A 14,401-nucleotide genomic window follows, 5' to 3' on the forward strand; every position below is an offset into this window, starting at 1 on the left:
CGAGGAGATCCATGGCTGACATCACCGTGCTCGGCGATCGTTCCGAGCTGATCCTCACTCCCGGCGCGCTGGCGTTCGTCGCGGGGCTGCATCGCGAGTTCGGGGCCCGGCGTACCGAACTGCTCGCGGCCCGGCAGCGCCGCCGGGCGGAGGTCGCGCGGACCGGCCGGCTGGACTTCCTGCCGGAGACCGCCGCGATCCGTGACGGCGACTGGCAGGTCGCCCCGGCACCTGCCGACCTGCAAGACCGCCGGGTGGAGATGACCGGTCCGGCCGACCGGAAGATGACCATCAACGCGCTGAACTCGGGTGCGCGGGTGTGGCTCGCCGATCTGGAGGACGCGAGTACACCGCACTGGCACAACGTGATCGGCGGCCAGGTGAACCTGTACGACGCGATCCGCCGGACGATCACGTTCGCGTCCGGTGCCAAGGAGTACGCGCTCGCGACCGACCGGCGGCTGTCCACGATCGTGATGCGGCCGCGGGGCTGGCACCTCGACGAGCGGCACCTGCTCGCGGACGGCGTACCGGTGGCCGGTTCGCTCGTGGACTTCGGACTGTACTTCTTCCACAACGCGGCCGAGCTGCTCGCGCGGGGGAGCGGACCGTACTTCTACCTGCCCAAGCTGGAGAGCCATCTCGAAGCACGACTGTGGAACGACATCTTCGTCCACGCCCAGGACCAGCTCGGCATCCCACAGGGATCTGTCCGCGCGACGGTCCTGATCGAGACCATCCCCGCCGCGTTCGAGATGGACGAGATCCTGTACGAGCTGCGGGACCACGCCTCCGGGCTGAACGCTGGCCGCTGGGACTACCTGTTCAGCGTGATCAAGTACTTCCGCGACTCTGGTCGGGACTTCGTGCTGCCCGATCGCAACGCGGTGACGATGACGGCGCCGTTCCTGCGCGCCTACACGCGCCTGCTGGTGCGGACGTGTCATCGGCGCGGCGCGCTCGCGATGGGCGGGATGGCGGCGTTCATCCCGAGCCGTCAGGACCCGGAGGTCAACCGGACCGCGGTCGCGAAGGTGCGGGCGGACAAGCAGCGTGAGGCCGCTGACGGGTTCGACGGGTCGTGGGTCGCACATCCGGATCTGGTGCCGCTCTGCCGCGAGGTGTTCGACGGTGTGCTCGGCGATCGCCCGAACCAGGTGGACAAGCCGGTCGAGGAGTACCAAGCTTCGGCGGCCGAGTTGATCGACCTCCGCTCGACACCGGGGGAGCCGACCGACGGCGGTCTGCGCAACAACGTCCGCGTAGGCCTGCTGTACGTCGAGGCGTGGCTGCGTGGCAACGGCGCGGTCGCCATCGACAACCTGATGGAGGACGCTGCCACCGCCGAGATCGCCCGCTCGCAGATCTGGCAATGGGTGCACAACGAGGTGAAGCTGGACACGGGCGAGCAGGTCACCGCCGAACTGGTCGAGCGGATCATCGACGAGGAGGTGGCGCGGATCGGATCCCCGCAGCGGTTCGGGGTCGCGCGCCGGATCTTCGCCGACGTGGCGCTCGCCGACACCTACGCCGACTTCCTCACACTGCCGGCGTACGACGCCGTACTGGAGACCGAATGCGCATCCTGATCGCGAACGTGAACACCACCGAGGCCATGACCGAGACGATCCGCGCCCAGGCCGCCGCGGTGGCGTCGCCGGGGACCGAGGTCATCGGGCTGACGCCGGACATCGGACCCGAGTCGGTGGAGGGCAACTTCGAGAGCTACCTGGCCGCGGTGGCCGTGATGGACGCCGTCGTGCGGTACGACGGTGCGTACGACGCCGTGATCCAGGCCGGGTACGGCGAACACGGGCGCGAAGGACTGCAGGAGCTGCTCGACGTCCCCGTCGTCGACATCACCGAGGCGGCCGCGCAGATCGCGATGCTGATCGGCCGGAGCTACTCGGTCGTGACCACGTTGGACCGCGCGGTCCCACAGATCGAGGACAGGCTGATGCTGGCCGGCCTGTCGGCCCGCTGCGCCTCGGTCCGCGCGAGCGGCCTCGCCGTACTCGAGTTGGAGGAGGACCCGGACCGCGCCGTCGACGCGATCGTCGAGCAGGCCGTGCAGGCAGTCACCGAAGACCGCGCCGAGGTCATCTGTCTCGGCTGCGGAGGAATGGCCGGCCTCGACCGCAAGGTCGCCGCGGCCACCGGCGTACCGATCGTGGACGGCGTAGCCGCCGCGGTCCAGCTCGCCGAATCGCTCGTCCGCCTCGGCCTGTCCACCAGCAAGATCCGGACGTACGCCGCACCACGCCCAAAATCCGTCGCCGGCTGGCCAATAGGCCCGCGAACGTGAGATTCAGTCGCGTGGGACTCCACCTCACACAGCTGTGCGGTCAGTCCTGGACGAAGAAGTCCATGTCTTGCCAGAGGCTGTCTACGTGGGCGATGGCTGAGCGGCTGCGTTGGGGCTCGATGCCGACGAGGGCGGCGGCCAGGCCGTAGGCGAGGCTGGTCGCCACCGTCATGGATCGGAAGTTGGAGATGCCTTCGGCCGGGATGATCAGGACGTGGTCCGCGTGATCGGCCGCGGGGGAGTGCCGGGTGTCGGTGATCGCGCATGTGGTCGCGCCGACCTGCCGGGCGAACCGCAGTGCGGCGACGGTCTGCTTGTAGTGCTGCCAGAAGCTGAACGCGACCACGCAGTCGTCGCTCGTCAACCGGGCCAGCGCGTTCGCGAGATGGGCGCCGCCGCGGTCCTCCAGGTCGATGTCGTACCCGCGGCTGGCCGCCATCATCGCCAGGCCCTGCGCCGGCAGGGCGTGCGTCCCGGTGGCCACGACGAGCGTTCGCGGTGCCGCGTGGATGGCTTCGACGACCGCGGCGCCTTCCGCGAAGTCGAACGAGTGCAGGCAGGACTGCAGGTTCTCGGCGTCCCGTGCGAACGCGGTCGCCAGTACGCCGGCGTGCCCGGTCGTGGGTGCGCCGGCGTCGACGTCGTAGCGCCGTACGACGTACACCGAGCGGAACTCCGCCTGGAACTGCGGCCACCCGGCGAACCCGAGCGACTGCGCGAACCGGACCACGGTGGCGCCGTTCACCTCGGCGCGCTCGGCCACCTCGGCGGCGGTCGCGTACGACGAGAAGCTCGGCTGGGTGGCCACCACGTGCCGCACGCGCTCGGCCTTCGGCCCGAGGCGGGTGCGGTCGATCCGGGCGTCGAGCCACTCCGCCACGGTACGGACCTGGTCAGTCATCACCCCATTGTGCCGGATGCACGAAATATTGCACCAACCCTTGTATGCATGAATTCATGCATCTACTGTCCTGAGGCATCCACCCCTGCGCGGTCCCGCCGAAGGAGGCCCCGATGACCGTGGAAATCCCCGCCGCCGGCCGGATGCTGCTGGATCGTCTCGAACGACTCCCGCTGTCCCGTCCCCATTACAAGCTGCTGCTGATGGGCGGTCTCGGCATCGCCTTCGACGGCATGGACGGCTCGCTCGTGTCGTACCTGCTGCCGGCTGTGAAGCCGCTGTGGCACCTCGCGCCGTGGCAGATCGGGCTGGTCGGCAGTTCGCTGCTGATCGGCATCCTGATCGGAGCCCTGACCGCAGGCATCACCGGTGACGCAATCGGCCGCCGCAAGGTGATGATGTACGCGCTCGCGCTGTACTGCGGCGCGACCCTGATCGCGGCGTTCGCGCCGTCCTGGGAGCTGTTCTTCGGCGCCCGGATCGTGGCGGGCATCGGTGTCGGCGCCGAGGCAGCGATCATCCCGGCGTTCATCGCCGAGTTCATCCCGGCGCGGTCGCGCGGTCTCTTCGTCGGCGCGGTGGCCGGATTCTTCAGTGCGGGGTACGTCGCCTCCGCGCTGCTCGGCCGGCTGTTCGTGCCGTCGTTCGAGCACGGCTGGCGGATGGCGCAGATCGTGACCGCGCTGCCGGTGCTGATGCTGCTGTGGTGGCGCCGCAGCCTGCCGGAGTCGCCGCGCTGGCTCATCCAGCAGGGCCGGTACGCCGAGGCGGGCGCGGTGGTCGACGCGCTGGAGGACGGCGTCCGCGCTGCCGGCAAGGAAGTACCACCGGTTCCGGCGCAGGCGCCGCAGACCACGCTGTCGGTCCCGCGCAGCCCCAAGCCCGGCGCCGGTCTGGTGCTGATGTGGCGGGACGGACTGGCCCGGCGTACGGCTGTGTTGTGGCTGCTGTGGATCTCGATCACGTTCGCGTTCTTCGGATTCTTCACCTGGATCCCGTCGCTGCTCGTCGAGCGGGACCTGACCATCTCCAAGAGCCTCACCTATGCGTTGGTGATCACGCTGGCGCAGATCCCCGGCTACTACTCCGGCGCCTATCTGAACGAGCGGCTCGACCGGAAGTGGACGATCGCGTTCTACCTGACGGCCGGTTCGGTGTCGGCGTTCCTGATGGCCAACGCCGGCAGCAACGGCCAGTTGCTTGCCTGCGGCATCCTGCTCTCGTTCTTCATGAACGGAACGTACGCCGGTCTGTACGCCTACACGCCCGAGGTGTACCCGACCGCGATCCGCGCGACCGGGATGGGTACCGCGTCCGCGGTCGGCCGGCTCGGCGGGATCAGCGCACCGATCCTGATCGGCGTCCTGTTCACGTCGATCGGTTTCCTCGGCGTGTTCTCGATGATCGCGGCCGCGCTGCTGCTCGGCGCCGTGGCGATCCTGACACTCGGCCTGTCGACCCGCGGCCGGCGGCTCGAGGACCTCGACCCGGAACCGATGACCGCACCCCGGCATTCAGCGGTCGTGTCGGAAGCGGCGGCCCACTGACATGGACACCGTTTTCGTCAACGCCACCGTCCTCGACGTGCGGGCCGGGCGGCTGATCGAGGACCAGGAAATCGCCGTACGCCACGGACGGATCACCGAGGTCGGCACCGCCGTACGGCGATCCGGGCAGCTGATCGATCTGCAGGGGCGAACGGTGATGCCGGGGCTGATCGACTCCCACGTGCACGTGACCCAGGGCAGCGAGAGTTTCGCGGAGCTGAAATCGTGGCCGGCGTCGTACGCGGCGATCCGGTCCGCGCAGACCCTGAACGACATGCTGCAGCGCGGATTCACGACCGTGCGGGACCTGGGCGGAGCCGAGGCGGGACTGGCGCGGGCGCTCCGGGAGGGGCTGATCGTCGGGCCGCGGCTGCTCTTCGGAGGTCCGATCCTCGCGCCGACCGGCGGTCATGTGCTGACCCGGATCTGCGACGGTCCGGTCGAGCTCCGGCGGGCGATCCGCGAGCAGATGGTGCAGGGTGCGCACCACATCAAGCTCACCCTGAGCGGCGGCGTGGTGTCCTCGATGGCGCTGGACGCGCTGGCGTACTCCGAGGAGGAGATCCGGGCCGCGGTGGAGGAGGCCGGCTTCGCCCACGGGTACGTCGCCGGGCACGCGTACTCGGCGGCGTCGGTGAATCGCGCACTGCGGTACGGCGTTCGCACCATCGAGCACGGGAATCTGATCGACGAGGAGAGCGTCGAACTGTTCAAGGAACGGGACGCGTTCCTCGTGCCGACGCTGGCGACGTTCGACGCGCTGCGGCGCAGTGGGGCCGCGCATCTGACCGCGGACGGCAAGGGGAAGCTCGACGCCATTCTCGAGCGCGGCCTGGAGGCGTTGGAGCTCGCCGATCGCGCTGGTGTCGCGATCGGGTACGGCACCGATCTGCACGGAGCACTGCACGCGCACCAGTTGAACGAGTTCACGTTGCGGGCCGAAGTACAGAAGCCCGCCGACATTCTGCGGTCCGCCACGGTTGTCGGCGCCGAGATCGCCGGTCTCGTCGGTGAGATCGGTGAGATCCGGGCGGGCGCGTGGGCCGACTTGCTCGTGGTCGACGGCAATCCGCTGGAGGACATCGCCGTACTGACCGAACCGGACCGCCGGTTGCGGCTGATCATGCAGGGCGGCCGGATCGTCAAGGACACACTCGCCAAGGAGGTTCCCGATGTGCCGTGATCACGATGAGATCGAGCCGCTGCCGAGTGCGGTGAGCCGCCGGGGTGTGATCGGCGGGGCGATCGCACTCGCCGGCGCCGGCCTGGCCGCGCTGGAGCTTCCCGCTTCCGCCGCGGGCGAACGGTCCGCCGGACCGTTGGGGAGCCCGCCGGTTCCGCCGCCGCTGGTGATCGAGAACGGGACGCTGCTCGATCCGCTCACCGGGCGGGTCGTCGAGGACGCCGTCGTCGTCCTCGACCGCGGGAAGGTAGTGGTCGCTGGCAACCGTTCGCAGACGCGTGACGCGGTGGCCGGGGTCAACGGCCGCGTGATCGACGTCGAAGGCCGCTGGGTGCTGCCGGGCCTCGTCGACGTACACGTGCACGAGAACGCCGTCGCCGACGCGCGTGCCGCGCTGGTCCGCGGCGCCACGACAGTCCGGAGCGGTACGTCGGACTTCTACCAGGACGTCGGTCTGCGCGCACTGGGGCCCTGGTCGCCGGGCGCAGTACCGCGGATGAAGGCGACCGGGACATTCGTCACGCCGAACCTCGGCAACACGATCATCGGCGACCCGGCGCTCGCACCGCTGGCCGGTGGTGTGCGAACCGTCGACGAGCTGCGGTACATGACCTCGGTCAATCTCGATCGGGGCGTCGACTGGATCAAGACGCGGGTGAACGAGCGGGCCGGCGTACCCGAGCAGGACCCGCTGGTTCAGGTGTACGGCTACGAGCAGGTCCGGGCGATCGTCACGACCGCGCGCAGACGCGGCGTCGGGGTGCTGTGTCACAGCTACAGCGAGAAGGCGATCGACGATGCCGTCCGGGCCGGGATCAAGTCCCTCGAGCACGGGGTGTTCGTCGGCGAGCAGACGCTGGTGCGGATGGCGCGACAGGGCACGTACTTCACGCCGACCATGTCCGCGATCAACGGGCTGAAGAACTCACCGAACCTGATCCTGCGGGAGCGCGGCGAGCAGTTCTTCCCGGTCCTGCAGGCCGCGGTACGTCGAGCCTTCGAGCTGGGGGTGAACGTGGTCGCCGGCACCGACTCGTTCGGCCTGGACGTCGATCCGATCGGCGGCGAGGTACGGCTCCTGCACGAGGCGGGCCTCACCGCACTCGACGCCATCCGCTCGGCGACGACCGGCGCGGCCCGCCTGCTCGGCCTGGAGCAGTCGGTCGGCCGCCTGGCCCGTGGCTACTCCGCCGACCTGATCACCGTCAACGGCAGCCCTCTCGACAATCCCGCCGTACTGGAAACCCCTCAACTGATCATCGCCCGCGGCGCAGTCGTCACCAGCTGACGTGGGGCCCACGCCGAGCTACGCACCGCTCCCACCCTCCCAGGGGGGCGGTGCGTGCTAACACGCGCTTCCTCGCCACCCGCCGCTGGCGCCTCGAGGCATCTGATGGGTCTACGTCCGAGATGCTGGGTTTACGCCCCGGATCCCGGACGCGAACCCAGCATCTCGGACGCCCACCCACGAAAAGCGGCCCCGGACGAAGTCAGCCTGAGCAGGATGTGGCGAGGTGGCGGAGATGGGTTACGGCTTGTGGGAGCGCTTGGATGTCCTGGCTGATCAGGGCGTCCAGGTCCTGATCTTGCATCCAGCCTGGTGCGGACTCCTTGCCGAGCTGCACGTCCAGTTGTTCGGCGAGGTGGCACAGCCGGAGCGAGACTGTGCGGAGAAACAGGTCGTCGCCGATCGGGGCCAGTACGCCGCCTGCGTCGACGTACTCGTGAAGAATGCGCGAGATCCGGTCAGCGTCATCGCCGCCGAAGCTCAGTGCGGCGCGGCCGATTTCCAGGGTGGCACTCTCACAGGCCACGCTCTCCCAGTCGATCAGCACGGGTCCTTCGGGCGACACCAGGACGTTGTAGGGCTCGAGGTCGCCGTGGCTCAGAACCTGGTCGTCGGCTGCGGTGAAGGCCGCCTGGATCGACTGACCCAGATCGTCGAAGAAGCCGACTCGCTGGTGGAGTGCGTCAGCCCACGGCTTGCCCTGGCTGCGGCCGAGCAGTGCCCACTCTTCCCAGCGATCGCGCGGGAAGACTCCCCACCAACGCCATTCGGGCTGCTCGCCGGTCAGCGGCATCAACCCGTGTAACGCCGCGGCGACTTGTCCAAGCCACGGCGCCACGTCGTCGGTGTCGGTGAGCGTGCGGTGATCGATCCAGTCGTACAAACGAACGGTGCCGAAGTCGTCGACCCGAGCTGCGTAACCGAAGGCCGGGTCCGTTGGTTCGACCGGCCGCGCGATCGGCAGGCCGTGCGACAGTGCGGCCGATTCCAGCGCCATGCCTCGCTCGATACGCATCCACCACGGCGGATCTTCGAGGCCCCACAGCCGTTTGACGAGATAGTCCGCTGAGCCCGCCCGAAGACGCCAGGTCTCGAAGCTGGTGTGCTGAACCGGCGTCAGCGCTTCGACCGGTCGTCCGAGTCCGAACGCCTTGGCAATGGATTCCACCCAAGCATTTTCCCGGCCGACCGAACCGCTGGTGTCAGCGGGTGAGGCGGTCTACTCGGTGGCCGGTTTGGTCGAAGATGTGGATTCGGGTTGTGTCGAGGGCCAGGTGGATGCGGGTTCCTGGGGTGAGCTCAGTTTCGACCGGGAGTTCGACGACGAGGTCGGCTCGGCGGTGGGTGGCGGGGCCGTGGAATTCAGGTAGGGCGGTGGGTGGTCGGCGGGCGAGTTTGGTGCGGAGGCGGGTGAGGATGGACGGCGTGCCGCCGGCGCCGTGTGTGCCGTCATGTGATGCGTGGGACGGTGTGGTTCGGCCGACCTTGTCGGGGTCTACGACCTCGATGCCGCAGTGGACGAACGCGATCGACTGCTGGCCGTGGAACTCGAACGCGCGGATCGTGCCGGTCAGGCGGTTCGCTGTGTCCTGGTCGGTGATCAGGCTGAAGGCGCTCGAGCGGGCGCCGACGATCACCTGGGCGCCGTCGTGGTGGCGCAGGATCAGTGAGCGGCGGTCGGTGGGGTCGAGGTGGATCGACTGGGTGCCGAGGTCGAGGGAGACCCGGTGGTGCGCGGTCACGCGCACGGTCGCGGACATCAGGTTGATCCGCGGCGTGCCCAGGAAGCCGGCCACGAACGCGGTCGCCGGGTCGTTGTACACCTGTGTCGGCGTACCGACGTCCTCGATCCGGCCGTCCCGCATCACCGCGATCCGGTCGGCGAGGGTGAGGGCCTCGACCTGGTCGTGGGTCACGTAGAGCGTGGTCACGTTCAGGTCCCGGGTCATCGCGCCGATCTCCTGCCGGAGCTCGGTGCGCATCGTGGCGTCGAGGTTCGACAGCGGCTCGTCCAGCAGGAACACCCGCGGACGCCGGACCAGCGCCCGCCCGATCGCCACCCGCTGCCGCTGACCGCCCGACAGCGTGCGCGGCATCCGGTCGAGCACCGAGTCGATGCTGAGGACCTGGGCCAGCCCGACCGCGGTCGAGCCCGCCTGGGCGTCGTCCTGCCCGGCGATCTGCAGCGGGAACATGATGTTCTCCTGCACCGTCCGGTTCGGGTACAGGGCACCGGTCTGGAAGACCATCGCCACCTGGCGGTCGCGGGGCGGCAGCCGGGTGCCGTTGGTCCGCCCGAACCACACCTCGCCCGCGGTGACCCGCTCGAGGCCCGCGATCATCCGCAGCAGCGTCGTCTTGCCGCAGCCCGACGGCCCGAGCAGCACCATGAACTCGCCGTCGCCGATCTCCAGCGACAGCTCGTCCACAGCGAGGTGCTCGCCCTCGAACACCTTGGACACCGCGTCGAGCCGGATCGCCGTCATGTCCGTCTTATACGGGAACTTCCGGTTCACCGGCAAGCACCGGGGCCAGGGAAGTGATTGCGGGCGGCACAGCTGAAGACTTGACTGTTGCTATAGGCAATTAACGACGCCGCCGACGACGACGGTGCCGAGCTCGCCGACGCCACCGTCGGGGGTGCGTTCGAGGACCAGCAGGTCGGCCCGGGCGCCGACCTCCAGGCGACCGCGGTCGGACAGCCCGAGGAGGTCGGCGGGGGTCGTGGTCGCCATCGTGACAGCGGTTTCCAGCGGGAGTCGGCCAGGACCGGTGGACCAGCGCAGGCAGTCGAGCAGCGAGGCGCCGCTCCCTGCGAGATACGGCGTACCGTGCAGGCGGAGGCTGCCGTCCGAGGCGACGGTGACCGCTCCGCCGACAGCGGTGCGGTAGTCGCCGGGAGCGCAACCGGCCAACGCGGCGGCGTCACTGGTGAGGACGCAGCGGTCCGGACCTTTGGCGCGGATCAGGGCGCCGAACGTGTCGGCGGGAAGATGGTGGCCGTCGGCAATCAGCCCGGCGGTCAGCGGGTCCTCGGTCAGCTGCGGCCAGATCGGGTTGTGGTGGCGGTCCACCTGGGCCGGCAGGCCGTTGCCGAGATGGGTGGACAGTCGTCCGCCGGCCGCCGCGAACGCGTGGATGTGGTCGGCGGTCGCCATCGAGTGGCCGACCGACGGCAGTACGCCGTTCCCGGCGAGGTGGCGCGTGAACTCGATGGCACCGTCCCGCTCCGGCGCGAGCGTCATGATCGCGATCGCACCGTCGGCAGCGGCCTGCCAGCGGTCGAACTCGGCTGCGTCCGGATCGCGGATGACAGCCGGGTCGTGAGCACCGCGGGCACCCTCCACGGACGAGATGTACGGCCCCTCCAGATGCAGCCCTGGTACGCCGTACGCGACGGCCGGATCGATCGCACGTACGGCGGCCGCGCGCTGCACGAGCGCGGTCGTCGTCGCGTCGTCCGCGGAGATGATCGTCGGGTAGACCGTGGTCACGCCCTGGGTCCAGAGCACCCGGACGAGTTCGGACAGTTCGCTGTCCCGGCGGGACGGGTCGTTGACGTCCAGGCCGGCGTACCCGTTGAGCTGGAGGTCGACCAGGCCGGGGATCAGCAGCAGGTCCGGCGCCGCGGGGTGGTCGGTGATCTCCTCGATACCGTCGGGCGAGAACCACACCCGCACCCCGCGACCGCCGGCCGTGCGACCTTCCAGCACCTCACTCGCCACAGCGCGCCTCCTGATGCAGTCGGGTTCCGGACAACCCAACTGCATCAGGCGGCCCCGCGGCAAGGCGCGTCAGTATCTGGCTGAGGTCCAGGCAGCCGGTGCCGACTCCAGCGCGCCCGTCAGCGCGGACCTGTCGAGCGCGGCTCGGCTCTCGGCCGTGGCCCGCGTGGTGATCTCGCTCAGATTTGTTGTCTGGAGCTGCCGGTCCCGGACGACGAGCCGGCCGTCGACGACGACCGTGGAGACGTCGTTGCCGTTGGCGGCGTACGCCAGGCGGTGAACGGCCAGCTCCGGGAGCAAGGGCTGGAAGTGGGGTGCGCGGCCGTCGATCAGGATGATGTCGGCCTTCTTGCCCGGTTCCAGCGAGCCCAGGTCGTCGTCGAGTCCCAGGGCGCGGGCCGCGTCGATGGTGACCATCGCGAGCGCCTTGGCGGCGGGTAGCACCTGCACGTCGTTGGCCTGGATGCGCTGCCACTGGATCGCCGGGTGGACCTGGGCGAGCAGGTCGAAGGACCGGTCCGGCGCGGCGCCGTCGGTGGCGATCACCACGTTGGCGCCGCCCTCGAGCAGCTCGAGGACATGGCACGGCGCCTTCACGTTCGCGTGCGTGTACGGCCCGTGCGCCACGGAACAGCGATGCTCGGCGATCAGGTCGAGGTCGGTCCTGGTCTGGCTGGTGCAGTGGGCCAGGTGCAGCCGCGGTCCGACGATCTCCGGTACGTGCCGGACCGCCTGGGTGACCATGCCGCGGAACGCGTGCGCATGGATCGGTACGTCGTACTTGCGAGCCAGCTCCGCCACATGCTCCCAGACCAACGGCGTGTCCGGATGTGGCTCGTCGCCCGCTGCCCCGACGGGATCCATCGTCAGGTTGGACGGCGCCGGGAGGACCGTGCACATCCGGTCGTCGGTGGGCAGCCCGGCGAGCGCGGCGCTGGTCAGTTCGAGCTCGTCGGCCAGCGAGAGCTTGGTCGTCCCGCCGTACACGTGTGGCCAGGGGCCGGGGCCCGGACCGACGGCGGCGACGTGCCGTACGCCGACCTCGCGGTACGCGCGGCTGCCGGCGCGGACCGCGGTGAGGTCGTCCAGACACGGCGTGGACCCCGGATAGGAGAGCCCCGTGGTCACGCCGGCCAGCGCACGCTCCGCGGCGGCGAGCAGCCCGTCGGCGTACCAGAAGCTCTCGGTGGCGTAGGTGCGGTAGAAGTCGTTGAAGATCGCCAGCCAACGGTCCGCGGTGGCGCCCTCGTACCAGCCGCGGATCAGCGTGTGGCCGCCGTGTCCGTGACTGTCGATCAGCCCCGGCATCGCGATCTGCCCGCTCGCGTCGATGACGGTCGGTGCCGAGTACGCCGCCCGGATCTCCGGGTCCGGACCGACCGCGACGATGCGGTCCGCCCGGACCGCGATCGCGCCCGGCGCCAGGATCCGGAACCCGGAATCCATGGTGAGCACGATCGCGTTGCCGATCACCAGGTCGGCCCGCTCCGGTCCAGCGGCGGATCGACCGAGCGGTTCAGCCATCGATCTTCGCCAGGATCTGCCGCACGTACGCGATGCTGTCCTCGAGGAACGCGCCCTTCTCCACCAGGCCGAAGGGCTGCGCGTGGTAGTCGGCGAGCGAAGGCATCGCGCCGGACCGGGCGCGCTCCTCGCACTCGACCGCGAGCCGCATCACTGCCGCGAGCTCGGTCGTGGTCAGGTCCGGGTGGGCCTGCTCCCAGATCGGGTGGAAGATCTGCACGCCCATCAGCAGCCGGTCGTTCGTCATCTCGATCGAGAGGTTGAGATCCGGGTTCGCCGTGTGCAGCGTGCCGATGACCTGCTCCCAGTCGATGACGCCCTGTCCGCAGGGCCGCACCTGCCGGGTCAGACCGCCGGCGTCGTAGAACAGCACGACGTCCCGCAGGTGCGACAGGTGGGTGTACGGCGCGAGCCGGCGGGCCGCGGCGACTGGGTTCTCGCTGCGGGAGACGGTGTTGGCGGTGTCGAATGTGACGCCCAGGACGTCCTCGCCAGCGGACTCGATCAGCCGGAGCACCTCGAAGGACGTGATCTCCTCGTGGTTCTCGATGTTCAGCCGCGCCCCGTGATGGCGCAGCATCGGCGCCAGCTTGTGCACGAACTTGTCGATCGCGACGAGCTGGTCGGGCCAGTCGACGTCGGTCCGGAACCGGTCGATCGTGTACAGGCCGGGCAGGTTGTGCTTGTAGTTCCCGGCCGACGTCCAGAGCTCGCGGCAACCGATCGCGACCGACGCCTCGACCATCATCTCCATCGCCCGCAGATAGTCACCGCCGCCCAGTTCGCGGATCTCGGGCTGCTCCGGCGAGGCGTACGGGTTGACCTTGCCGACGCCCATCTCGAGGTACAGGCCGAGCTGGTCTGCTGTCTCCCGGACCGCGGCCAGGTAGCCGGTGTCCAATGTCGGGCTGACGTCTACGACGGACCGGAAGAACACTCCGTCGTACCCCCGGTTCGCCGCCGCCCGGAGGATGCCGATGGCCCCCTCCTCGCGGCCGAACGGGAACTTCTTGCCGTCTACTCCAACTCGCATGGGTGCGCGCTCCTTGTCGGTGGTTCGGGTCAGCCCTTCATCCCGGACGTCACGACGCCCCGGATGTAGTAGCGCTGAAGGAAGAGGAAGATGATCAGCAGCGGCAGCGCGGCGACCGACGCGGCCGCGAACAGCTCGCCCCAGGTCGGCAGCTGGCCGGGGTCGGTGAAGGTCGCGATCGCGACCTGGACGACCTGCTTGTCCGGGTCCTGCACCGCGATCAGCGGCCAGAGGAACTGGTTCCAGCCGGCGACTGCGCTGATCAGGCCGACGGTCAGCAGCGCGGGCCGCAGGTTCGGCAGGATGATCTGGACGAATGTCCGCCAGGTGGAGGCGCCGTCGATCGCGGCGGCTTCGTCGAGCGATCGCGGGACCTCCTGGACGCTCTGCCGGATCAGGAAGATCCCGATCGCGTTCGCCACCCAGGGCAGGAAGAGTCCGGCGTAGGTGTCGGTGAGCCGGAGTTCGCGCGTCACGACGTACATCGGGACCATCACCACCTCGAACGGGATGAACGAGGCGACCATCACGAGTCCGAACAGCACCCGCGAACCGCGGAACCGGAAGCGGCCGAAGACGAAGCCCGCGCCGGCGCAGACCACCAGTGTGAGGACGACCTGGCAGACGACCACGATCAGGCTGTTCAGCAGGTTCCGGCCGAAACCGAACTCGGAGAAGATCGTGGCGTAGTTCTCGAGTGTCGGGTGCGGCGGCAGGAACGTCTTCCAGCTCAGCGGGAAGCCGTACTTGAACACGTCCGCGGTCGGCTTCAGCGACGAGGCCAGCATCCACAGGTAGGGAAAGAAGAACACGACCGTGACGGCGAGCAGGACGAGTGAGCCGAGCCGGCGGCGGACCCGCTCGCCGGGTGTCGCAGCTGAGGAGAGTGCCATGG

At 69.4% G+C, this 14,401-nt stretch carries 12 protein-coding genes; 5 read left to right on the plus strand and 7 right to left on the minus strand.

The window, feature by feature from the left end; genetic code table 11:
- Positions 1-11: 11 nt before the first annotated feature.
- Both aceB and BJY22_RS21575 read left to right on the plus strand, forming a co-directional pair.
- Positions 12-1,589, plus strand: a complete 1,578-nt coding sequence (gene aceB, locus BJY22_RS21570) for a malate synthase A (protein WP_167209504.1) — start codon at positions 12-14, stop codon at positions 1,587-1,589.
- On the plus strand, positions 1,577-2,305 hold the full coding sequence (locus BJY22_RS21575) for an aspartate/glutamate racemase family protein (RefSeq protein ID WP_167209507.1): 729 nt from the start codon (positions 1,577-1,579) through the stop codon (positions 2,303-2,305). The genes aceB and BJY22_RS21575 overlap by 13 nt, the downstream gene beginning before the upstream one ends.
- A gap of 40 nt (positions 2,306-2,345) precedes the next feature.
- On the opposite strand, the gene BJY22_RS21580 is transcribed toward BJY22_RS21575, so the two are convergent.
- Entirely contained in the window at positions 2,346-3,206 is an 861-nt protein-coding gene (locus BJY22_RS21580) for a MurR/RpiR family transcriptional regulator (protein ID WP_167209508.1), read from the minus strand.
- A gap of 113 nt (positions 3,207-3,319) precedes the next feature.
- On the opposite strand from BJY22_RS21580, the gene BJY22_RS21585 reads away from it, so the two are divergent.
- From BJY22_RS21585 to BJY22_RS21595, 3 genes are read left to right on the plus strand one after another with little or no spacing between them, the layout of a single operon-like run.
- Positions 3,320-4,753: an MFS transporter gene (locus BJY22_RS21585; RefSeq protein WP_202891205.1), complete on the plus strand. Its 1,434-nt coding sequence runs from the start codon at positions 3,320-3,322 to the stop codon at positions 4,751-4,753.
- Between the two features lies 1 nt (position 4,754).
- On the plus strand, positions 4,755-5,936 hold the full coding sequence (locus BJY22_RS21590) for a metal-dependent hydrolase family protein (protein ID WP_167209510.1): 1,182 nt from the start codon (positions 4,755-4,757) through the stop codon (positions 5,934-5,936).
- On the plus strand, positions 5,926-7,224 hold the full coding sequence (locus BJY22_RS21595) for an amidohydrolase family protein (protein ID WP_167209512.1): 1,299 nt from the start codon (positions 5,926-5,928) through the stop codon (positions 7,222-7,224). The genes BJY22_RS21590 and BJY22_RS21595 overlap by 11 nt, the downstream gene beginning before the upstream one ends.
- Before the next feature lie 202 nt (positions 7,225-7,426).
- On the opposite strand, the gene BJY22_RS21600 is transcribed toward BJY22_RS21595, so the two are convergent.
- From BJY22_RS21600 to BJY22_RS21625, 6 genes are all read right to left on the minus strand, one after another.
- Complete coding sequence (locus tag BJY22_RS21600; RefSeq protein WP_167209514.1) at positions 7,427-8,392, minus strand: phosphotransferase; 966 nt, start codon at positions 8,390-8,392, stop codon at positions 7,427-7,429.
- A gap of 34 nt (positions 8,393-8,426) precedes the next feature.
- Positions 8,427-9,710 carry an ABC transporter ATP-binding protein gene (locus BJY22_RS21605; protein WP_167209516.1) on the minus strand — a complete coding sequence of 428 codons (1,284 nt, stop codon included), beginning with the start codon at positions 9,708-9,710 and terminating at the stop codon, positions 8,427-8,429.
- A 90-nt stretch (positions 9,711-9,800) separates the two neighbouring features.
- The gene (locus BJY22_RS21610) at positions 9,801-10,949 is read right to left on the minus strand and encodes an amidohydrolase family protein (RefSeq protein WP_202891206.1); all 1,149 of its coding nucleotides are present in this window, start codon (positions 10,947-10,949) and stop codon (positions 9,801-9,803) included.
- Between the two features lie 69 nt (positions 10,950-11,018).
- Positions 11,019-12,473 (minus strand): amidohydrolase family protein, encoded by a 1,455-nt coding sequence (locus tag BJY22_RS21615; protein ID WP_167209518.1) that lies wholly within the window; start codon positions 12,471-12,473, stop codon positions 11,019-11,021.
- On the minus strand, positions 12,466-13,506 hold the full coding sequence (locus BJY22_RS21620) for a sugar phosphate isomerase/epimerase family protein (protein WP_167209520.1): 1,041 nt from the start codon (positions 13,504-13,506) through the stop codon (positions 12,466-12,468). Before BJY22_RS21620 ends, BJY22_RS21615 begins: the two co-directional genes overlap by 8 nt.
- A 29-nt stretch (positions 13,507-13,535) precedes the next feature.
- Complete coding sequence (locus BJY22_RS21625; RefSeq protein WP_167209522.1) at positions 13,536-14,399, minus strand: carbohydrate ABC transporter permease; 864 nt, start codon at positions 14,397-14,399, stop codon at positions 13,536-13,538.
- Positions 14,400-14,401: the final 2 nt, after the last annotated feature.

Source organism: Kribbella shirazensis (genome assembly GCF_011761605.1).
In the GTDB taxonomy this organism is placed as follows: domain Bacteria; phylum Actinomycetota; class Actinomycetes; order Propionibacteriales; family Kribbellaceae; genus Kribbella; species Kribbella shirazensis.

What these genes read in the sequence shown, in the direction of transcription:
- BJY22_RS21615 (WP_167209518.1), bottom strand. Translation starts at nt 12,473, where the DNA reads ATGGCTGAACCGCTCGGTCGATCCGCCGCTGGACCGGAGCGGGCCGAC.
- aceB (WP_167209504.1), top strand. Translation starts at nt 12, where the DNA reads ATGGCTGACATCACCGTGCTCGGCGATCGTTCCGAGCTGATCCTCACT.
- BJY22_RS21595 (WP_167209512.1), top strand. Translation starts at nt 5,926, where the DNA reads ATGTGCCGTGATCACGATGAGATCGAGCCGCTGCCGAGTGCGGTGAGC.
- BJY22_RS21575 (WP_167209507.1), top strand. Translation starts at nt 1,577, where the DNA reads ATGCGCATCCTGATCGCGAACGTGAACACCACCGAGGCCATGACCGAG.
- BJY22_RS21605 (WP_167209516.1), bottom strand. Translation starts at nt 9,710, where the DNA reads ATGACGGCGATCCGGCTCGACGCGGTGTCCAAGGTGTTCGAGGGCGAG.
- BJY22_RS21590 (WP_167209510.1), top strand. Translation starts at nt 4,755, where the DNA reads ATGGACACCGTTTTCGTCAACGCCACCGTCCTCGACGTGCGGGCCGGG.
- BJY22_RS21625 (WP_167209522.1), bottom strand. Translation starts at nt 14,399, where the DNA reads ATGGCACTCTCCTCAGCTGCGACACCCGGCGAGCGGGTCCGCCGCCGG.
- BJY22_RS21585 (WP_202891205.1), top strand. Translation starts at nt 3,320, where the DNA reads ATGACCGTGGAAATCCCCGCCGCCGGCCGGATGCTGCTGGATCGTCTC.
- BJY22_RS21620 (WP_167209520.1), bottom strand. Translation starts at nt 13,506, where the DNA reads ATGCGAGTTGGAGTAGACGGCAAGAAGTTCCCGTTCGGCCGCGAGGAG.
- BJY22_RS21580 (WP_167209508.1), bottom strand. Translation starts at nt 3,206, where the DNA reads ATGACTGACCAGGTCCGTACCGTGGCGGAGTGGCTCGACGCCCGGATC.